Below are 20,003 nucleotides of genomic sequence, written 5' to 3' on the forward strand. Positions count from 1 at the left end.
GCATTTCAATCCACATGTCCGCTTGGGGGATACCTTCTGATGTCAGGGCCTGACCGCGGTCGCAACCACTTTGGTTCATGTCCCCCCACGTGAGGGCGAGACCAGGCCAGCGCTTTATCGGCCCCCCGCCGGGCGGATTTCAATCCACTCGCCCTGTGTGAGGGGACGACACGACACGCTCTAGAACTGCGGGATCGCCCCTGCATTTCGACTTATCCTCTCGCGCAGGGGACGACTCCAGAACAGACTCGGCAAAATGGGGAAAAGCAGGCGTTTCCCCCACGTTCCCACGCGGGGGCGGCCCAGGGGTGCTTCAGCATCCGTCAATCCTTGCGGCATTTCAATCTACGTCCCCGCGCAGGGTGCGACGGTGCCGCGAGCTCCTTGGCCTCGCCGCGGCAGTCATTCAACCCCCAGCACCCGAACGGGATGTGACCATTGCCCACCAAACCGCCCTCTCTTTATCAATCTATTTCAGTCCATACATCCGGGGTGCGACTATACCCGCCATACGGCCCAGCCGGTACGCCGCCCATTTCAATCCACACACCCGCGCGGGGTGCGACCTGCTGTATAAGCACCAGATTGGAGGGCGGGAGAAGATTTCAATCCACGTCCCCGCGCGAGGTGCGACCCGACGCGGTTTCTCCACCAGAAGGACGGCGGCTGCATTTAAACCTGCGCTCAGCTGCACCCCATCCGCCCGGCCCCTCTCCCCCGTCCGCGCCCCGGCGCGCAAAGAGGGCCCGGGGCAGATTGCCCCGGGCCCTCTTGACGCGGTCGGTCCCGCTTATTTCACCATCTTGGCGACTTCAGAAGCCAGATCGTCCTCTCTCTTCTCGATGCCTTCGCCCTTTTCAAAGCGGGCGAACTTGACGATGGAGATGTTGCCGCCCAGCTCTTTTGCCACCTGGGCGGTGTACTTGGCGACGGTCAGGTCCTGGTCCTTGACAAAGGGCTGCTCCAGCAGGCAGACCTCTTTGTAGTACTTGTTGATGCGGCCGTTGACCATCTTGTCGACGATGGCCTCGGGTTTGCCCTCGTTGAGAGCCTGCGCCCGGAGGATCTCCTTCTCCTTCTCGATCTCGTCGGAGGGGACCTCGTCCTTGGAGACATAGGTGGGGTTGGCCGCGGCAATCTGCATGGCCACGTCCTTGCCGTAGGCGGCAAAGCCCTCTTTCCCGGCCACGTCGGTGTCGAAGAGCACCATGACGCCGTGGGTGCCGCCACCGTGGATGTAGGTGACGACCTCGCCCTCAAAGCGGGCGAAGCGGCGGACGATCAGGTTCTCGCCGATGGTGAGGATCTTGTCGCGCAGCAGGGCCTCGACGGTGTCCTCGCTGCCGGCGGCTTTGCAGGCCAGCAGGGCGGCCACGTCGGCGGGAGCCTCTTTGATGACGGTCTTGGCGCAGGTGTCCACGAAGTCCTTGAAGTCGGCGTTCTTGGCCACGAAGTCGGTCTCGCTGTTGACCTCGACCAGGGCGCCCACCTTGGCGGCCTCGTCGACATAGGCGTAGACCAGCCCGTCGGCGGCGACCCGGCTGGATTTCTTGGCGGCGGCAGCCAGACCCTTTTCGCGCAGCAGCTCGACGGCCTTCTCCATGTCGCCGTCGGCCTCGGTGAGGGCCTTCTTGCAGTCCATCATGCCGCAGCCGGTCTTCTCACGCAGCTCTTTTACGTCTTTTGCAGTAAATGCCATTGTACTTCCTCCTATATGCGAATGATCAAATATGCCTGTTTGTGGGGCGAATATATCGCACAAATGCCCGTGCAACCTGCGCGGGCATTTCTCGGCGTATGGGGGCTGATTACTCAGCGGCTTCCTCGGCCTCAGCGGCCTCTTCCATCTGCTCGCCCTGACGGCCTTCCAGGTAGGCGTTGGCCATGGCGCCGGAAATCAGTTTCACCGCGCGGATGGCGTCGTCGTTGCCGGGGATGATATAGTCGATGTCGTCGGGATCGCAGTTGGTGTCGACGATGGCGACGATGGGGATGTGCAGCTTCTTGGCCTCGGCCACGGCGATCTTCTCCTTGCGGGGATCGACGATGAACAGGGCGCCGGGCAGCCGGTCCATTGTCTTGACGCCGCCCAGGAACTTCTCCAGCTTCTCGATTTCGAGGTTGAGCTTGGTGACCTCTTTCTTGGGCAGCAGGTCAAAGGTGCCGTCCTCTTTCATTTTATTGAGCTGGTACAGCCGGTCGATGCGCTTGCGGATGGTGCGGAAGTTGGTCAGCATGCCGCCCAGCCAACGGGCGTTGACATAGTGGCAGCCCGCGCGGGTGGCCTCGTCCTTCACAGACTCCTGGGCCTGCTTCTTGGTGCCGACAAACAGGACGGACTTGCCCTCTTCGGCGACACTGCGGACAAAGTTGTAGGCATCGTCGAGCTTTTTGACGGTCTTCTGCAGGTCGATGATGTAGATGCCGTTTCTCTCGGTGAAGATGTAAGGAGCCATTTTGGGGTTCCATCTTCTGGTCTGGTGGCCGAAGTGAACGCCGGCCTCCAAAAGCTGTTTCATAGATACTACTGCCATGATTTCTTTCCTCCTAGGTTTTGTTTCCTCCGCCGGGTTTATGGCGCGGTCTCACGGGGTCGTTCCCCGCAACCTTCCGCACAGGCCCGGCGTGTGTTTTACCGGAGTATTATAGCATACCCTCCGGCAGGTGACAAGCCCATCTAGCCAAAAAATTTGTCCAGAAGGGCCCCTTTTTTCTTGCGGATCTCGGGCTTTTCCAGGTAGTCCACCAGCACGGTGTCCTTGCCGATGGTCTGGATCTCCTCCCACTTGATCACGATGTCGGGCTCCCGGCCCAACAGGCCGAAGAATTTCAGTTTGCCGAAGAGGACGATGGCGGTGATCTGGGCGCTCTCGCCGTCAAACTCCAGATCGCACACCTCGCCCAGTTTGACCCCGTCTTTAATGTTGACCACGTCCTTGTCTCGCAGATCGTAAAAACTGCTCACCATCGCCGGTCTCCTCCTCCCCCGCGCAAACCGTCTCGGTGCGCGGTCTCTCCCCACAGTGTATGCCCCCCCGCGCCCGCTCTATTCGACAAAGCCCGTCCCCTTCCTGCAAAAAAGACAGCATCCGAGGTTGTCCGCGCGCTATGAACAGTTTTTGGGGGCCCTTTTTGGCGGGTGGGCAATTGACTTTCCCGCGCCCTTTGCCCCATAATAAAGATGGTTTCCGGGCGCGGCGGGCGCCCCTTTTTTGCGGCGGGCGGACCGGCCCGCCAGACATGAGAAAGGCGGTATCTCTATGAGTTCTTCCTCCTCCAGCCTCTTTGACGTGCTGGGGCCGGTGATGATCGGCCCCTCCAGCTCGCACACGGCGGGGGCCCTGCGCATCGGCCGGGCCGCCGGCATGCTCTGTCAGCACATCCGCAAGGCGGTGTTCTACCTGCACGGCTCCTTTGCCCAGACCTACAAGGGCCACGGCTCCGACCGGGCCCTGGCCGCCGGTATCCTGGGGATGCAGACCTACGACCCCGACATCAAAAACGCCCTGGACATCTGCGAGAGCCGGGGGATCGCCGTGGAATTCGTCCCCACCGACCTGGGCGAGGTTCACCCCAATACCGTCAAGGTCGTCCTCACCGACGACCAGGGGGTGGAGCACAGTCTCACCGGCTGTTCGGTGGGCGGCGGCGAGGTGCGGATCGTGGACATCGGCGGCTTTGCCACCAGCATCTCGGGCGAGTACGCGGCCATCGTCACCAAGCACCAGGACAAGGTGGGGGTCATCAAAAACGTGGTCTCGGCCATCTCCGACGCGGGGATCAACATCGTCTCCATCAACCTCTCCCGCAGCCAGAAGGGCAAGCTGGCCACCGCCATCATCGAGGTGGACAGCCCGGTGGACGAAGAGATCATCCAGCGCATCCGCGCCATCGACAAGATGGTGGACGTGCTGGCCATCAAGAGTTTTTAAGGGAGGGCGCGAGCGATGTTCAAATACGGCTTTGAATTGGCCGACCACTGCCAGAAAAATGACCTGCGCATCTGCGACGTGGCCGTCAGCCACGAGATGCAGGTGGGCGAGTGCAGCCGGGAAGAGGTCTTCAAGCGGCTGAAAAAGCGGCGCAACGTCATGTACTCCGCCTGCCACTCCACCCTGCACAACCCCGTGCCCTCGGTCAGCGGGCTCACCGGGGGGGACGCCAGCCGTCTCTACCGGTACAGCGGCGAGGGCTCCCCCCTGAGCGGGGACACGGTGGCCCGGGCCATGAGTTACGCCCTCTCCTGCTTTGAGGTCAACACCTCCATGGGCCCCATCGTGGCCTGCCCCACCGCCGGCAGCTGCGGCATCGTCCCCGGCGCCCTCTTCGCCGCCGCCGAGACGCTGGACGCGAGCGAGGAGGCCCTGCTGGAGAGCTTTGCCACCGCCGCCTACATCGGGATGATCATCTCCAAAAACGCCACCGTCTCGGGGGCCGAGGGGGGCTGCCAGGCCGAGTGCGGCTCCGCCTCCGCCATGGCGGCCGCCGCCCTTGCCGAGATGCAGGGCGGCAGCCCCCAGCAGTGCCTGGACGCAGCGGCCATCGCCCTGAAAAACGTGATGGGCCTGGTCTGCGACCCGGTGGCCGGCCTGGTGGAGATCCCCTGCGCCAAGCGCAACGCCTCGGGGGTGGCAAACGCCCTCCTCTCGGCCGACCTGGTGATGGCGGGGATCCGCTCCATGATCCCCTTTGACGAGGTGGTCAGCGCCATGTACAAGGTGGGGCGGATGCTCCCCGAGGCCCTGCGGGAGACCGCCAAGGGCGGCGTCGCCACCACCCCCACCGGCCTGCGCTACAAAAAGCAGGTGTTCGGGGAGTAGGCCAATCAAAAAGCGGGGACCCGACGAGGGGTTCCCCGGGCCTTTTTGCAAGCCCCCCTTTTGTCCGCTTGCGCCCAGGGGGGCACCGCCGCACGAGAGGAGGGGGATCGCTTGAGAGAACGCTCGTCCGCTGCCCGCACCGTCGCCGGCACCGCCCTGACCGCTCTGCGGAGAAACGGGCTTTCCCTGCTGCTGTTCGAGCTGGCCTACAAATTTCTCTTCTCCGCCGTGATGGACGGGGCCCAGGACCTCCTGGCCCTGGCCATGGAGCGGTGCGGCCTGTCCTACCTGACCCCCGCCACTGCCGTCACCCTGCTGCGGGACCCGCTGTCGGTGGCCCTGATCCTGCTCTTTATCTGCCTGCTCTTCTACTCCGTGCTGGTTGAGATAACGGCCCTGATCCTCTGCTGTCAGCGCGGCTTGCAGGGGGAGCGGGTGGGGCCCTTTGCCCTGCTGCGGGCGGCGCTGGCCCGGGCCACCCGGCTGCTGCGGCCCCGAAACGCCCCCCTCCTCTTTTTGCTGTTGGTGCTGGTCCCCGTGGTGGCCCCCACCTTCACCTCGACTGCGCTGCGCAACTTCCAGATCCCCTCCTTTATCCTCGACTTCATCCGCGGACGGACCGCCCTCTACCTGCTCTACCTGGGGCTTTTGGCCCTGCTGTGCTGGCTGCTCTTGCGCTGGCTCCTGGTGCTGCCGGAGATGGTGCTCACCGGCCGTTCCTTTCGGGAGGCGCGGGTCCGCAGTTGCGCCCTGTTGGCGGGGCGCAAGGGCCGGGTGTTGGGGGCGGGCCTCCTCTGGGGGGCGGCCGTCCTGCTGCTGGCTGGGCTCTGCTATCTGGGGAGCACCCTGGTGCTGTTGGGGGACGTGAAGCTCCTGCACCAGGGCTCCCTGTCCACCTTCTGGTACCAGTTTCTCCGCCTGGACGCCTCGCTGCGCACCCTCTTTGCCATCGGCGGGGCAGCCTGTTCCTCTGCCCTGGTGACGGCCCTTCGCACCCGGCTGCTGGGGGAGGTCCCCGCCCCCCCCCCCCCCCCCCCCCCTCCGCTCCCCCCCATGTAGTCTATCCACCCCAAGGCGACTGCCCACACCAACACCGCCGCGAAGGCCGACGCACCCCGCACACCCCACCAACATCGCCAAAGCTCCGACACGGAACAACGGCGCGGCGGCGAAGAGGGAAAGTGCAGGGGGTGGGCGGCACGAACAACACAAATAACACAAACTGATCACGCCCGCGCGGCCGGCGCTCTGGCCCTCGGCTACCTGCTGCTCATCTTTCACGTGGAGAGCACCGTCAACCTCTGGCGCGACCCCCTGGCCCCCGCCCCGGTGCAGGTGGTCGCCCACCGGGCCGGCGCCCTCTATGCGCCGGAAAACACCCTCGCTGCCCTGGACCAGGCCATTGAGAGCGGAGCCAACGCAGCGGAAATCGACGTGCAGCAGACTGCCGACGGGGCGCTGATCGTCCTGCACGACACCAATTTCAAGCGGGTCGCCGGGGTGGACAGGAACACCTGGGAAGTCACCTTGGAGGAGGTGCGCAGCTACGACGCGGGCAGCGCCTTCTCGGAAGACTTTGCCGGGGAGGGCGTCCCCACCCTGGAGGAGATGCTCCAGCGCGCAGACGGGAAGATCGGCCTGATGATCGAACTGAAGTCCACCGGCCACGAGCGGGGGCTGGAGAGGGCCGCCGTAGACCTGCTCCGTCAATACGACGCCGTCAAAAGCTGCACCATCGCCTCGATGGACTACTCCATCCTCGAGCGGGTAAAGGCGTACGACGAGCGGGTCCAGACCGTCTACATCCTCCCTGCCGCCTACGGCGATCTGGCGGAGATGACAGCCGCCGACGCCTTCAGCGTGGAGGCCACCTTTGTGACCGGCATGCTCTCCGCCACCCTGCAATACGCCCAAAAGCCCCTCTACGCCTGGACGGTCAATGACAGCGGCGAGATCGACCGCCTCTTGGACCTGGAAATCAGCGGGGTGATCACCGACGACCCCTACCTGGCCCGCTACACCATTGCCGCCGGCGGCCGCTCCTGGTGGGTCAGCGCCTTGGCCGAGCGATTTCTCGACGGCGGCTGACCGCCCGCCCCCTAGCCACAGCGGCCCCGCTTTTATATTGACAAAAAGCGGGGCCGCTGTGGCGTTTTCCACCCTGTCAACCTTTCCCAACCCGCCCCGGCGCATGGGGGCGGGTTTGCGGGCCCATACTGTCACTGTACGTAAAGAGAAAAGGGCGTGTGGGCATTTTGTACAGTGGCAAAGTGGAAATCTGCGGGGTCAACACCGCGCAGTTAAAGGTCCTCAAGGAGGCGGAAAACCAAGAGCTGATCCGCCGCTATCGGGAGAGCGGCTCTCGATCGGCCCGGGAACAGTTGATTTCCGGCAACCTGCGGCTGGTGCTCAGCGTCATCAAGCGCTTCTCCAGCCGGGGGGAAAACCTGGACGACCTCTTTCAGGTGGGCTGCATCGGGCTGATCAAGGCCATCGACAACTTCGACACCAGCCATCAGGTGCGCTTTTCCACCTATGCGGTGCCGATGATCATCGGCGAGATCCGCCGCTACCTGCGGGACAACAACCCCATTCGGGTCTCCCGCTCACTTCGGGATGTGGCCTACAAGGCCATGAAGGCCAAGGAGGCCTTTATCGCGGAACACCGGCGGGAGCCCACCACCACCGAGTTGGCGGCCGCCCTGGGGATGGAGGTCAGCGACGTGGTCATCGCCCTGGAGGCCATCGTCGACCCGGTCTCCCTCTACGAGCCCATGTATCAGGACGGGGGGGACATGCTCTTCGTCATCGACCAGGTGGGCGATTACAGCGACGCCACCGACTGGCAGAGCGAGATCTCGATGCGCTCGGCCATTCAGGCCCTGAGCGAGCGGGAGAAGAAAATCATCTCGCTGCGGTTTTTGGGGGGCAAGACCCAGATGGAGGTGGCCGAGGAGATCGGCATCTCCCAGGCGCAGATCTCGCGTCTGGAAAAGGCCGCCCTGGAAAAAATCAAAAAAGAATTGTAGGGACACGGACCGCAAAGGGGCGGGGAAGCTGTTGGCTTCCCCGCCCCTTTTTCTGGTTCACATCCGGCCTCATCAGCGGCCCCGGGTGGCGCGGCGGCTCTTCTTGCGGGCAATGTGGGCGTAACTGCCCAAAAAGCAGAGGAGTGCTCCGCTCTGCACCAGCGGGAGAAAGAGGGCCCGCCAGCCGCCCGCTCCCAAAGGCAGGAGGGCGCAGCCCCCCAGCAGGCAGAAGGCCGCCCCCATCCCCTGTAGCCAGCGGTGGGCACGGGGGTGCCCCGCCAGCACCAGCAGGGAAAAGAGGAGGTATCCCCCCAGCGCCAGGGCCCCCAGTATCGCCGGCGCCCCGGCCAAGAGGCCGCCCAGGGCCGACCCCTCTCCCCAGGTGGCGGCCAGCCCCTCCGTCCAGCGGCAGAGAGCCCCTTCCCCGGCGCAGAAGAGCAGCCAAAGGGCCGCGATATAGAGGACTGAAAGGGCGGCAAAAGCAGGCCCCACCCGCCGTTTGGGGGCGGCCTTTTGGGGCTGTGCCCCCCGCCGGGGCATCCGGTAAATCAACTGCTGCACCCGCTCTCCCCCCTCTCTAGCGGGACTGGGCCGGCCGGCCCCGCCTCCGCCGCCACCCCCGCCAAAACGAGGTGGTCAGCCGCGCCACCGAGGAGACCAGGGCGATGCCCGCCACAATGGCCCCGGCGATCTTGCAGGTCTCCAGCCCGGTCTGCAAAAAGCGGGCGGTGTCCCCCGCCATCCCGTACTCCATGGTGTAGTAGATTTTGCTGCCCGGCACCAGGGGGAGGAAGGAGACCACCAGATAGATGGTCACCGGCGACTTGTGCAGCCGCGCCATCCCCTCGGAATAGAGGGCGATGGCCACCGTGGCCACAAAGTAGCAGAGGGTGTCGTCCATCCCCGCCCCGGTGCACAACAGGTAGACAAACCAGCTCAAAGTGGCCCCCAGGGCCGCCAAGACGAGGTTTTTCCCCCGCAGGTTGAAAATCACCCCAAAGCCCAAACAGGCGATGAAGACGTACAGGCACTGCAGATAGCTCCCGTTCACGCCGCCACCCCCAATAGAGGCCGCAATACGGCCAGCGAGACCGAGACCCCCACCGCGATCCCCGCCCCGATGAGGATGGCCTCGGTCAACTTGATCATCCCGGCGATGCAGTCGCCGGCCATGAAATCGCGCATGGCGTTGGTGAACACGATCCCCGGCACCAGGGTCATGAGCATCCCGATGATGATGGCGTCCGGGTGCAGGGCGGGAAAGGCCAGGGCCAACAGGTGGGCCGAGGCGGCCCCGAAGAGGGCGCAGACCAGGTTGCTGAAAAAGGCGTTGCCCCGCAGCCGCCGCATCCCCTCGGCCAGGAGTTTGAGCGGCGCCCCCACGAGGAAGGCGCAGGCCGCATCCCAGGGCGAGCCGCCGAAAAAGAGGGCAAAGGCGCAGGCCGCCACCCCGTAACTCACCACCTGCCAGAGCAGGGGGTAGGTGGGGCGGGCCCGCAGCTCGTCCAGCTCCCGCCGGATCTCGGCGCAGCCGGGCCGGTCGCGGCAGATGCGGCGGCAGAGGGCGTTCAGCCGGTCCACCTTGTCCAGGTCGGTGGCCCGGTCAAAGATCCGCTTGCTCTGGGTGTGGGCGCTGCCGTCCGCCAGCCGCAGGGTGAGAATGACGTGGGAGGGGATGGCAAACACATCGGCCCCCGCCAAACCGTAGGCCGCGCCGATGTACTGAAGCGACTCCTCCACCCGATAGACCTCGGCCCCGTAGGCCAATAGGCCGCCGGATATTTCCAACAGCAGCTCTGTGAACTGGGGCATCTCCCCCTCGGTCAACTGCATGTGCTCTCCCCCTTGCCGCGCCTGCGCGCACCATCTGAACACTGGTTATACCATATTTTTGGCAGACAAGCAAGAAAAATGACGCGCCCCTTCTCTGCCGTGCCCCGCCCCTGTGGGAAACGGCGACAAAGCCCCCCGCCCGATTTTGTGAAAACCCCACAAAGCCCCTCTTTGACCGGCCGCAACCGGGTATTTTCGTTGCCTTTTGGGAAAAATTGCCCTATACTGGACTTACAGTAAACTGCGCCCGGCGGGCCGGGAGAGCCGGGCGGACGGAAAGGGGCAAGGAACGTGAAACGAATCGGCATGCTCACCTCTGGCGGGGATTGCCAGGGGCTCAACGCCGCCCTGCGCGGGGTCGCCAAGACCCTGTACGAGGAGTACGGCGAAGAGGTGGAGATCTACGGCATCCGCGACGGCTACCGCGGCCTGATCGAGGGCGACTACCACCTGATGAAACCCTCCGACTTCTCGGGTATCCTGGTGCAGGGGGGCACCATCCTAGGCACCTCCCGCCAGCCCTTCAAGCGGATGCGGGTGGTGGAGAACGACGTGGACAAGGTCGCCCGCATGAAAGAGACCTATAAAAAGATGAAGCTGGACTGCCTGGTCATCCTGGGCGGCAACGGCACCCACAAGAGCGCCAACCTCCTCTCGGAGGAGGGGCTCAACGTGGTCACCCTGCCCAAGACCATCGACAACGACCTCTGGGGCACCGAGATGACCTTTGGCTTTCACAGCGCCATGGAGATCGCCACCAACGTGCTCGACTGCATCCACACCACCGCCACCTCCCACGGGCGGGTCTTCATCGTCGAGGTCATGGGCCACAAGGTGGGCTGGCTGACCCTCTACGCGGGGATCGCCGGCGGGGCCGACGTCATCTTGCTGCCCGAAATTCCCTACAGCGTGGACAAAATCGCCAAGGTCATCGAGCGGCGCAACCAGGCGGGCAAGCGCTTTTCCATCCTCGCGGTGGCCGAGGGCGCCCTCTCCAAGGAGGAGGCCAAGCTCTCGAAGAAGGAGTTCAAGGCCGCCCGCGCCCAGATGAGCGACCCCTCCGTCTCCTACCGGCTGGCGCGGGAACTGGAAGAGCGCACCGGGCAGGAGATCCGGGTCACCATCCCCGGCCACTTCCAGCGCGGCGGCAGCCCCTGCGCCTACGACAAGGTGCTCTCGACCCGCTTCGGCGCGGCGGCGGGCCGACTGATTATTGAAAAGAAGTACGGCAACATGGTGGGGCTGCAAGACGGCAAGGTGGTGCCGGTCCCCCTGAGCGAGGTGGCCGGCAAACTCAAGACCGTGCCGGTGGACTGCGAGGAGATTTCCGCCGCCAGGGCCCTGGGCATTAGCTTCGGCGACTAGACAGGCAAAGCCCATCGGGCGGGGCGGACCGGCAGGTCCCCCCGCCCTTTTTCTCGGGGACGGCACGATCGAGGTCGGATGCGTTTGCCGTTCCATCTATCCGCGCCGACCCCTTTTCCCAAACCGCGCGGCCCGCGGCGCCTTCGAGACGCCCTTCCCCTTCCCGCCCTCCCCAACCGGGAAAATTTACAAAATCCCAGTGGATTTTCCCCCTTTCCCTGCTATACTAGATGGGAAATACCGCCGCTTGGCGGCCGAAACTCACACGAAAAGGTTGGGATTTTTTGCTCAAACGCGAACAGACCTTCGCCCTCGTCAACCGCATCTTTGTGTCGGCGATCGTGGCGCTGCACCTGGGGTTTGCCTTTACCTACCTGCTGCGCGACGGGGACAGCTACCTCTTTCAAAAGTCGCTGCTGGGGCTGCCGCTGCTCCTGCTGCCCACCCTCGTCTTTCGCATCTTCCGGCTCAAGACCTGCCACCAGCTCAACTTCTGGGTCTACCTGTTCATCTTTTTGGCCCACACCATCGGCATCACCATCACCCACTACAACATCCCCTACTACGACAAGGCCATGCACACCCTGTCGGGGGTGTTCGTCGCCTTTCTCGCCCTCTGCTGCTTCTACTTTTTCAAGCCCGGGCGGGCAATCGACCGAAAGGACGGGCCGCTGTGCTGTCTTTTCGTCTTCGCGGTGAGCATGGCGGTGGCGGGCCTGTGGGAAATCGGCGAGTACACTGTCAGCTGCATCGACGGCTCCGACCCGCAGCTTGTTCTCAGCACCGGGGTGGGCGACACCATGCAGGACATGATCGTCTGCATGGTCGGCACCCTGCTCTTTGTGGGGGTGTTGGCCCACTGGTACCTGCGCCGCGACAACCGCCGTTCCGGCCCCTTGATGGGGGCCTTCGACACCTTTTATCAGTACAATCTGGCCCCCCGTCGGGCGGCCGGTCAAGGGGGTGAAAAAGAATGAGAAAGGGACTTTCAGTGGTGGCCTTTGTGCTGGGCATCTGCACCGCCCTGTGCGGCATCGGCGTCACCGTGTTGGGCGCCGTCGGCATGGGGAGCCGCAGAAGATAGGGCAAAACCGCAGGAGAGCGGGCGGGGACCGAATGCAGCTTCGGTCCCCGCCCGCTCTCTCTTTTGCAGGGGTCTTTTTTTACACAAACAGGCACCAGCGAACGCCGTAGCGGTCGATGAGGTCGGCCATCAGGGGGCTGTACTCGCAGGGCCCCAGGGGGATGAGGAGGGTCGCCCCCTCCCGCAGGGTGTCGTAGGCCCTTGTGACCCGCTCCTCCCCGCCACCGCCAACACCTGGCCCTCAAAGGCCAGTTCCGAGTGGTAATAGGTGCCGTCCCCGTTTTGATAGCTGCTGATCAACTCCGCGTCAAAGGCCCTTTGATAAAAGGGCACGGCCTCGTCGCTCCCCTTGACATACACCTGCATCATTGCGCGCTTCATCTCTTCGATCCCCTCTCTTTGGCCGCCCGAGCGGCTGCAAAATCAATGTCGTAGCGGGTCCCATGGCTCATCAGCACCCCGCTGTCCAGCCGGATGCACAGGATACAGCTGTTGGGGTCGCCCTCGTCCAGGTGCCCGTTTTGGTACCAGTCCGCAAAGACACGGCGCAGCCGGGCGGCCAGCTCCGCATTCTCCTCCCTGCCCAGCCAGCCCAGGTTTTCCCCCCTGCCGCGGGCGGTGAACCACTCGCCGCAGACGGCAACGGCGGGGTCTCTCTCGATTTGACGCACCTTGCCGGAGAGGGCGTGGGTAATCACATAAAAGGCCCCGTCCTCGTAATAGGCGTTGACCAGCCGCACCGCGGGGCCCCCCTCCCCCACCGTCGCCAGGGAGAGAACGGTGTCCCGCCCAAAGCGGTCCTCCATCACCTCTCGGGCCGCCTGGGGAAAATGATCGGCCATCATTCCTCTCCCCTCTCTCTGCGGACCCCCTTGCGGGCTGTCCTTGTGGGGTAGAGTACACAATGCACGACACAACCGCCCCGCTTCACAGGTCCCGCCCCCTTTTCTTTTGGCCCATGGTAACACAAAGGCGGCGGAAAAGCAATTGGCCGGGCAGGCCCTGTGGGCGCTGTCCGGCCAATCGGCTCTCTTCTATTATAAGTTACAGCAGTTCACAGACCAGATCGGTGTAGGCGGTGGGGTTTTCCACCGGGAACCCGGCAATCAGGGAGGCCTGCTCGTAGAGCAGCAGCGCCAGCTTTTCGGCGCGCTCCCGGTCGCCCTTGTAGGCCGCCTCCAACTTGGCAAAGACGGGGTGGCTGGCCCCCAGCTCCAGCACCCGCTGGGCCTTGGGCGCCTCGTCCATCTTCATCTGGGCGAAGTACTTCTCCATCTCCAGGGTGACGCCGCCCTCGCTGGTGAGGCTCACCGGGTGGCTGCCCAGTTTGGGGGAGATGCGCACGTCGCTGACCTTGTCCTTGAGCGCCTCTTTGAGGAAGTCCAGCAGCTCGCCGTGGGCCTTGGTCTCCTCCTCGGCGGCCTTCTTCTCCTCCTCGCTGACGGTGTCGGCGTCGCTGACGCTCTTGAGCTCGTGCCCGTCCTGCTCGTGGAGGACCTGCATCACAAACTCGTCCACCTCGTCGGTGAGGTAGAGCACCTCCCACCCCTTGTCCCGCACATACTCGGTCTGGGGCAGGTTGGCGGCCTTCTCCACCGAGTCGGCGCAGGCGTAGTAGATGTGCTCCTGCCCCTCCTTCATCCGGGAGACGTACTCTTTGAGGGTGACCGGCTTGCCCTCGGTGGAGGAGTAGAACAGCAGCAGGTCGGCCAGCAGGTCCTTGTGGGCGCCGTACTCGCCCACCACCCCGTATTTGAGTTGCAGGCCGAACTGGGCGAAGAAGGCCTCATACTTCTCCCGGTCCTCCTCCATCAGCTTGGACAGCTCCCGCTTGATTTTCTTCTCCAAACTCTGGGCGATGGTGCGCACCTGGCGGTCCTGTTGCAGCATTTCCCGGGAAATGTTCAGCGAGATGTCCTGGCTGTCCACCACCCCCTGCACAAAGCGGAAGTGCTCGGGCAGCAAGTCGGCGCACTTCTCCATGATGAGCACCCCGCTGGAATAGAGCTGCAGCCCCTTCTCATAGTCGGCCGAATAGTAGTTGTAGGGGGTGCGGGCGGGGATGAAGAGCAGCGCCTCGTAGGAGGCGGTCAGCCCCTCGGCGCTGACGCGGATGCTCTTGAGCGGGTCCTGGTAGTCGCCGAACTTCTCCTTGTAAAAGGCGGCGTAGTCCTCCTCGCCGACCTCGCCCTTGGGCTTGTGCCAGATGGGGACCATGCTGTTGAGGGTCTCGTCCTCCTCGTAACTCTCGTAGGCCGGGGCCTGGTCGTCGGCCTCCTCTCCCTCGGGCTTTTCCACCGGGCGGGTCTTGTGGCAGAGCATCTTGATGGGCCAGCGGATGTAGTCGGAGTACTTTTTCACCAACTGGCGCAGGCGGTACTCCTCCAAAAACTCGCCGAACTGCTCGTCCTCGGTGTCGGGCTTCAGGTGCATGATGACGTCGGTGCCGGGGGTGGCGCGCTCGCACTCGGCGATGGTGTAGCCGTCGGCGCCGGAGGACTGCCACTTGTAGCCGGTCTCCTCGCCGTAGGCGCGGGAGATGACGGTGACCTTGTCGCTGACGATAAAGGCCGAGTAGAAGCCCACGCCGAACTGGCCGATGATGTCGGTGTCGTCGGCCCCCTCCTGCCCCGCGATGTCCTGCTTGAACTGAAGCGAGCCGCTGCGGGCGATGGTGCCCAGGTTTTCTTCCAGGGACTTTTTGTCCATGCCGACGCCGTTGTCGGACACGGTGAGGGTGCGCCCCTCCCTGTCGGGGGTGATGCGGATCTCAAAATCCCCCCGGGATAGGCCGACCCCCTCGTCGGTCAGGCTGCGGTAGCACAGCTTGTCGATCGCGTCGGACGCGTTGGAGACGAGCTCCCGCAGAAAGATTTCCCGGTTGGAGTAGATGGAGTGGATCATCAAGTCGAGGAGCCGTTTGGACTCGGCCTTAAACTGTTTTTTCGCCATGGTCTCAATCACCTCTCGCAAAATTAGCACTCCTTGTATACGAGTGCTAAAAACAGGATAGCGCACAACCGCCGGCAAATCAATGTACAAATTGTGAACATTTTCGCGGAGGGGGGAAAACGCGGCGGCCGCCCTTGCATTTTTTCCAGCGCTGTGCTAGTGTGAAGGCACCCGGTCGAGGGCGCAGGGCCGCCGGGAGGACGATGAAGAAGGAGGGAGCCATCGTGTACTGTCCCCGCTGTGGGAGCGAGCACGTCACCGTGCAAGCCGTCAACCACACCACCATCAAGAACCGGGGGTGCATCGGCTGGTTTTTCTGGATTTTGCTGGCCATCTGCACCTTTGGACTGATCCTCATCATCCCCGCGGTGACCAACCAAAAGGTCAAAAACACGGTGCACACCGAGGCGGTCTGCCAAAACTGCGGCAACCGCTGGTTCGTGCGATAACAGAGAAAACAAAAGGCCCGGAAGGGGGGATTTTTCCCCTTTCCGGGCCTCTTTTTTTGGGGGGTGGGACCCCCTGCCGCCGCACATCGCTGCCTTTCCGAAGCGCGAGGATGGAACAGTGCCGAGCGGAAGACCGCCTGTTCGCAGGGGGACACCGCTGCCTTTCCGGCGCGCGGGGATGGAGAAGCGCGCGAGGATAGAGAGGCGCGCGGGCGCGGAGAGGCGCGCGAGGGCGGAGAGGCGCACAGGGATGGAGAGGCGCATATAAGCGACAGCCCCTTGTCCCGCACATACTCGGTCTGGGGCCGGTTGGCGGCCTTCTCCACCGAGTCGGCGCAGGCGTACTCGAACGGCTCCTGCCCCTCCTTCATCCGGGAGACGTACTTTGAATAGCCGTACGGGATGATGTAACGAGCAATCATGACGCTGTCTCTTATACGCATCTAGATGTGTATAAGAGACAGGCGGAGGGGCGGGCGGAGACGGGGCGGTGGGCGAGGGGGGAGGCGCGCGGAGACGGAGAGGCGCGCGGGGACGGAGAGGCGCGCGGGGATGGAGAGGCGCGCGGGGACGGAGAGGCGCGCGGGAAACGACCTTGCAAATATGCCCACTCCTCCCCCTCCCCTCCCCGTCTGGACGGCAGCGCCCCTGCGCCGCCCGGCAACAGGGGATGGCGGACAAAATGGCTGCTGTAAGGAGGGGCGCAGTGAGGGGCTTGCGGCCCCTTTATCCCCCCAAAAGGCAAGGACCCGGGAAGAGGGAGGATGAGCCCCTCTTCTCGGGTCCTTTTTGCCTGCGCCAATGGGTATCTGGTTAGGGCCCATCAGCACACTGCAAACGAATAAAAGGCAGGGAATCGCTTGTTTTTTGCGCCCTTTGTGCGCGTTTTCTCACAGAGAGCGTCCCTTCTGTCAGAGGGGCAAGCCGTAAGAATCCTCCACGATGTCATACAGGTGGCACTCGCTCACCTCCAGGCGGCTACACCGCTCTGCCAACGCTTCAACCTTTTCGCGGTCAAGGGAAATGTCGCTGATTTCCACTGTCTCCCCCGTCAGGCCGTAGGTGGTGCGGGTGATGCCCTCTATACAAATTTCCGTCTGGTTAACCGTGTAGGTCTTCATATCGATTGCACTTCCTCTTTCATTTTTGGGGGAGGGGTCGCTTGCCCCCTTCCCCCGTCGTCAGTGACCGCCCGGCTTTTTGCCGAAGGGCGGGCCGCTGGGCCGAGGTGCGCCCGGGTGGTGAGACGCGCCTATTTGGTTGTCAGGGCTGCTCCACCCCTGTTCTTTTTTTGAGAACGCTTCTCCGGGAGGGTGACCCGGACACACTTGGTAAACTCGGGGTCGTCCTCCAACTTTACCACTTCAAAGTCTCCACCGTAGTCGTCGAGAAGCTTGACGGTATCCGCCAATCCAAACCCATGGTCTTTGCCCTTGGTGGTGTTGCCGAATTCTCCCAGTGCCGCCAAGATGTGCGGCGGAAAATCGGGGCCGTTGTCATAGACGCAGATTTCGTAATCTCCATACTCGTTGAAGCCGAGATAGACCTCTACCGCGCCGTGACCATTGGCAGCAGCGCCCGCCGCGCGGATGGCATTTCTCGAGAGGTCGCCAATCAGGCGGACCACTTCGCGCAGCTTCATAAAGTGAAGCAAGGACTCGACCCTCGTAAAGACGACGACCCGATAAAGGACATGCTCTTTGGCTGCCATCGCCGCATGGTTTTTCAAGGTGTTGTTGAGGGTGGAGATGCCGGTGTCCGGCGGCTCGTAGCCGTTGATGATGCGGTCACGGATCTCCTCCGCCTTTTCGTTGGCCAACTGCAAGACCTCGGCCTCGTCGGGGCGAAACTCTCGGCGAGTTCGACATCGTATTCAGCGAGCGCCATTCTCATTTTGACAAGGCTCACCGCAACAGATGGGAGAATATCTTTCTCCTTGTGGTCCCTGTGCACAGCTTCGCGGCGCTCCAGCTCTTTGTTGAGTTCGTCTTCTTTTGTCTCTGCCATTTTAACCGTCATAATTGCTACGATAAGAACGGCATATCCCAAGATAAAACCTTCCGCATACTCTGCCAAAATGGTGTGGTCCATTTTTACAACAGCAATCATCGAAAAGATTGTAATACAAATTCCTGAAGAGATTGCATTGAAACGCTTGGAAAAGCGATTTGTAACCATGCTTTTAGGTGTTTTAGGAAAACACATCCGCACCACGATAACAAAAGTAATCAAGCGAGGGATAATCGCACAAACAGTCACAACATCTCTGTAATATCCTGACTGGATGATGTAAAGAGCAATCATGACTACATCACCTGATAAGCCACTGGCAACTACTCCAACAGCATATAACGCAAAGATACAGTAAATAGACGTAATAATTGTTCGATGCTTTGTGCGGGAATGGTAAATACTGATTAGCACAACAAACGCCAGGCCAACCAAAGGTGACAAGGCAAAATCTCCAATCAGCGCAATTGCCGCCGTAGACACAAGAGAAATGATGATAGTCTCAATAATCTTTCTGTGCCTGGTTATGGGTATTTTCTCAAGCTCGTAGTACAACAGGTTTGTCTGCGCAAAAATAGTGGCAAACTTAATCGCTAAAATGTATTTCAGCATGACTTCACTCTCCTCTTTTGAAATTGTATAAAGGACATCATCATGCCTATCATAGCGAAAACCTATGAGAAAAAGGGGATTGACTCATCCCCTTTCCTCTACTCACACCGCTTATTAGTGCCACCCTTTGATCCAATCCAGAAATGCTTCCCAAAAACTCACGGTCACGCCCTCCCTTCTTCCGTAGTTGCTTGGAGACTCTCCACGCGCAATCTATCACGGTTAGAAGGGAGCCGACCTCGAGATTGGTCGGGCATTTCTGTCGTCAACTGTCGATACATGACGAAAGCTGAAAAAATAAAAAACGGGAAATGGCTTGATTGTAAACTTTTTATTAATTATACACCAGCGAACTTTCTGTCGAAAGATTCTCGGCCGGCAAGCGGGATTTTATAACCTGAAACGAGTATTTTTATCCAAACAAACACAAGGGGCTGTGGAGAGAGATGATTCTCCCCGCAGCCCCTTGTGCCTGTTAAAGCCTATTGAAAAATATGTTTTTCTGCTCTTTTTCTAAATTTCCCCAAATGCCGCTCAATCAGTGCCGCTCTCGCAGCCGGGCGACAAACGCATCCAAAAATTGGGCATTTGTCGGAATGGCGCCGCTGGCCTTCACCAGGTGGGGAAAGCGGATGCCTGTCTGCTCAAAGTTGGCGGGCATCCAGGCAATTTTGATGGCGTTGCGGATATTGTGCTCCACACTGTGCCACTTGCAGCCCACCTGTTTGCCCACGTTTGGATAGAGGTCTTTGGTAAAGAGCTGCTTGCCGTCCCCCTTGTACTGGTAGTGATAGAGGGTGGCCCAGGCCGTGCACTGGGCGGCCATCAGCCCGCGGCGAAGCCCCATGCACTCCAACTCGCGGAAAATCTCGTCGAGCAGCCGCTCCTCAAAGGATTCTTCCTCCCCCGGGCAGGGCATGACCGACGGGCCGCCGCTCTGCTGCCGCAGCCGCCGACCGCGCAGAAAGCGGCCCATTCGCTTGACCGTGCCGATGACCTGCTCAGGGCCATAGTTTTGCAGCCGCTTCTCGTAGATATAGCCAACATAGTTGTGCAGGTAGGCCTGGGTGTTCTTGTCGGTGACCTTGGTCGTCACTATGACATAGGGGTTGTGGGGCTGCTCCGGCGCGGCGAGGGCGGGGGCCAGGTCCAGCCCGCAGCCCTCCCCCTCGCCCAGTTCCAAATCCAGTATCACCACGTCGGGGCGGTAGCGGCCGTTCCACTTGAGCGCCTCGGCGGCGCTGCCGGTGATCCCCACCAAATCGATTTCCTCCTGCCCGCGCAGGTACTCGACAAAGGCGTTTTGCTCCTCCAGTTCGTCCTCCACGATCATAAGCCTTGTCTTATTTTCCATCGTTTCCTCTCTCCGTTTCCTGTTTTTCCTCTCTTATAGCGCCCCGCAGGGCGAATTTGAAACTGGTGAATCAATGCTCCCCCTCTCCGTCAGCCCCAAACCGCGGGGGAAAGCGCTCACATCCCACCTCCTATCCGCGCCAGCCAGCATGCAGGGGGCGAATACCGGGTATTTTCCCGGCGGCCCTGCGTATCTATGTAGACAGCCGGGATGGATGGGCGGGCCAAACACCCCACAAAGAGGGGGGCTGTGTAGCTATCGCCCGGAGGGTACGGCAGGGCACACCCGCGCCCGAGAAGGGGAGCGAGTAGGCCCCCTCTTTTGGGCGGAATCGCCCCTCTTTCCTCTCCAAAGGGTTTCTCCTGAACAAGCTGTAAAAGGGCCTGTGGAGGGCAAATAGGGGGACACTGGCGATGGCTGGGCGCTCCCCTCTCGGGCAGTGACCGCATCCCCCTTTCTCCCCATGTGTTTACAGGGACAATTCACAGTGCGCTT

General features: G+C 62.1%; 21 protein-coding genes. 8 read left to right on the forward strand and 13 right to left on the reverse strand.

Annotated elements, in window-relative coordinates; translation table 11 throughout:
* Positions 1 to 790: 790 nt before the first annotated feature.
* The 3 genes from tsf to BN3266_RS11935 form a co-directional block, all read right to left on the reverse strand.
* Positions 791 to 1,699, reverse strand: coding sequence for a translation elongation factor Ts (gene tsf, locus BN3266_RS11925; RefSeq protein WP_021659305.1), 909 nt, complete (start codon positions 1,697 to 1,699; stop codon positions 791 to 793).
* Between the two features lie 109 nt (positions 1,700 to 1,808).
* The gene (gene rpsB / locus BN3266_RS11930; protein WP_044992446.1) at positions 1,809 to 2,534 is read right to left on the reverse strand and encodes a 30S ribosomal protein S2; all 726 of its coding nucleotides are present in this window, start codon (positions 2,532 to 2,534) and stop codon (positions 1,809 to 1,811) included.
* A gap of 143 nt (positions 2,535 to 2,677) precedes the next feature.
* Complete coding sequence (locus BN3266_RS11935) at positions 2,678 to 2,968, reverse strand: YlmC/YmxH family sporulation protein (protein WP_021659307.1); 291 nt, start codon at positions 2,966 to 2,968, stop codon at positions 2,678 to 2,680.
* Positions 2,969 to 3,260: 292 nt separating this feature from the next.
* On the opposite strand from BN3266_RS11935, the gene sdaAB reads away from it, so the two are divergent.
* From sdaAB to sigG, 5 genes are all read left to right on the forward strand, one after another.
* On the forward strand, positions 3,261 to 3,932 hold the full coding sequence (gene sdaAB / locus BN3266_RS11940) for an L-serine ammonia-lyase, iron-sulfur-dependent subunit beta (protein ID WP_059005298.1): 672 nt from the start codon (positions 3,261 to 3,263) through the stop codon (positions 3,930 to 3,932).
* A gap of 15 nt (positions 3,933 to 3,947) precedes the next feature.
* Positions 3,948 to 4,820, forward strand: coding sequence for an L-serine ammonia-lyase, iron-sulfur-dependent, subunit alpha (gene sdaAA / locus BN3266_RS11945; RefSeq protein ID WP_021659310.1), 873 nt, complete (start codon positions 3,948 to 3,950; stop codon positions 4,818 to 4,820).
* Between the two features lie 111 nt (positions 4,821 to 4,931).
* Entirely contained in the window at positions 4,932 to 5,879 is a 948-nt protein-coding gene (locus tag BN3266_RS11950; RefSeq protein WP_059005299.1) for a glycerophosphoryl diester phosphodiesterase membrane domain-containing protein, read from the forward strand.
* A gap of 222 nt (positions 5,880 to 6,101) precedes the next feature.
* On the forward strand, positions 6,102 to 6,908 hold the full coding sequence (locus tag BN3266_RS11955; protein WP_059005300.1) for a glycerophosphodiester phosphodiesterase family protein: 807 nt from the start codon (positions 6,102 to 6,104) through the stop codon (positions 6,906 to 6,908).
* 167 nt (positions 6,909 to 7,075) lie between these two features.
* Positions 7,076 to 7,849 (forward strand): RNA polymerase sporulation sigma factor SigG, encoded by a 774-nt coding sequence (gene sigG, locus BN3266_RS11960; RefSeq protein ID WP_044992518.1) that lies wholly within the window; start codon positions 7,076 to 7,078, stop codon positions 7,847 to 7,849.
* Between the two features lie 72 nt (positions 7,850 to 7,921).
* Here the strand turns inward: sigG and BN3266_RS11965 are convergent, their stop codons facing one another.
* The 3 genes from BN3266_RS11965 to BN3266_RS11975 are packed head-to-tail and all read right to left on the reverse strand — an operon-like array spanning position 7,922 to position 9,682.
* Entirely contained in the window at positions 7,922 to 8,410 is a 489-nt protein-coding gene (locus BN3266_RS11965) for a hypothetical protein (RefSeq protein ID WP_059005301.1), read from the reverse strand.
* A gap of 16 nt (positions 8,411 to 8,426) precedes the next feature.
* The gene (locus tag BN3266_RS11970) at positions 8,427 to 8,900 is read right to left on the reverse strand and encodes a threonine/serine exporter family protein (RefSeq protein ID WP_242861774.1); all 474 of its coding nucleotides are present in this window, start codon (positions 8,898 to 8,900) and stop codon (positions 8,427 to 8,429) included.
* The gene (locus BN3266_RS11975) at positions 8,897 to 9,682 is read right to left on the reverse strand and encodes a threonine/serine exporter family protein (RefSeq protein WP_021659330.1); all 786 of its coding nucleotides are present in this window, start codon (positions 9,680 to 9,682) and stop codon (positions 8,897 to 8,899) included. The genes BN3266_RS11970 and BN3266_RS11975 overlap by 4 nt, the downstream gene beginning before the upstream one ends.
* 291 nt (positions 9,683 to 9,973) lie before the next feature.
* Between BN3266_RS11975 and BN3266_RS11980 the strand changes: the two genes are divergently transcribed.
* Positions 9,974 to 11,047, forward strand: coding sequence for a 6-phosphofructokinase (locus BN3266_RS11980; protein WP_044992470.1), 1,074 nt, complete (start codon positions 9,974 to 9,976; stop codon positions 11,045 to 11,047).
* A gap of 284 nt (positions 11,048 to 11,331) precedes the next feature.
* Complete coding sequence (locus BN3266_RS11985; protein ID WP_059005302.1) at positions 11,332 to 12,024, forward strand: DUF2238 domain-containing protein; 693 nt, start codon at positions 11,332 to 11,334, stop codon at positions 12,022 to 12,024.
* Between the two features lie 236 nt (positions 12,025 to 12,260).
* On the opposite strand, the gene BN3266_RS11990 is transcribed toward BN3266_RS11985, so the two are convergent.
* The 3 genes from BN3266_RS11990 to htpG all read right to left on the reverse strand — a co-directional run bounded on the left by BN3266_RS11990 (position 12,261) and on the right by htpG (position 15,083).
* Complete coding sequence (locus BN3266_RS11990) at positions 12,261 to 12,512, reverse strand: VOC family protein (RefSeq protein ID WP_242861775.1); 252 nt, start codon at positions 12,510 to 12,512, stop codon at positions 12,261 to 12,263.
* Complete coding sequence (locus tag BN3266_RS11995; RefSeq protein WP_059005598.1) at positions 12,509 to 12,973, reverse strand: pyridoxamine 5'-phosphate oxidase family protein; 465 nt, start codon at positions 12,971 to 12,973, stop codon at positions 12,509 to 12,511. Before BN3266_RS11995 ends, BN3266_RS11990 begins: the two co-directional genes overlap by 4 nt.
* Before the next feature lie 202 nt (positions 12,974 to 13,175).
* Entirely contained in the window at positions 13,176 to 15,083 is a 1,908-nt protein-coding gene (gene htpG, locus BN3266_RS12000) for a molecular chaperone HtpG (protein WP_059005303.1), read from the reverse strand.
* 203 nt (positions 15,084 to 15,286) lie between these two features.
* Between htpG and BN3266_RS12005 the strand changes: the two genes are divergently transcribed.
* Positions 15,287 to 15,532, forward strand: coding sequence for a hypothetical protein (locus BN3266_RS12005; protein ID WP_044992476.1), 246 nt, complete (start codon positions 15,287 to 15,289; stop codon positions 15,530 to 15,532).
* Between the two features lie 911 nt (positions 15,533 to 16,443).
* On the opposite strand, the gene BN3266_RS12010 is transcribed toward BN3266_RS12005, so the two are convergent.
* From BN3266_RS12010 to BN3266_RS12020, 4 genes are all read right to left on the reverse strand, one after another.
* Positions 16,444 to 16,653, reverse strand: a complete 210-nt coding sequence (locus BN3266_RS12010; protein ID WP_021659338.1) for a DUF6514 family protein — start codon at positions 16,651 to 16,653, stop codon at positions 16,444 to 16,446.
* A 131-nt stretch (positions 16,654 to 16,784) separates the two neighbouring features.
* On the reverse strand, positions 16,785 to 17,357 hold the full coding sequence (locus tag BN3266_RS12015) for an ATP-binding protein (protein ID WP_059005304.1): 573 nt from the start codon (positions 17,355 to 17,357) through the stop codon (positions 16,785 to 16,787).
* Positions 17,258 to 18,154 carry a hypothetical protein gene (locus BN3266_RS13995; protein ID WP_154669082.1) on the reverse strand — a complete coding sequence of 299 codons (897 nt, stop codon included), beginning with the start codon at positions 18,152 to 18,154 and terminating at the stop codon, positions 17,258 to 17,260. The genes BN3266_RS12015 and BN3266_RS13995 overlap by 100 nt, the downstream gene beginning before the upstream one ends.
* Positions 18,155 to 18,692: 538 nt before the next feature.
* Complete coding sequence (locus BN3266_RS12020; RefSeq protein ID WP_082671830.1) at positions 18,693 to 19,508, reverse strand: sporulation initiation factor Spo0A C-terminal domain-containing protein; 816 nt, start codon at positions 19,506 to 19,508, stop codon at positions 18,693 to 18,695.
* Between the last annotated feature and the right edge of the window lie 495 nt (positions 19,509 to 20,003).

The organism is Bittarella massiliensis (ex Durand et al. 2017) (assembly GCF_001486165.1).
Classification (GTDB): domain Bacteria; phylum Bacillota; class Clostridia; order Oscillospirales; family Ruminococcaceae; genus Bittarella; species Bittarella massiliensis.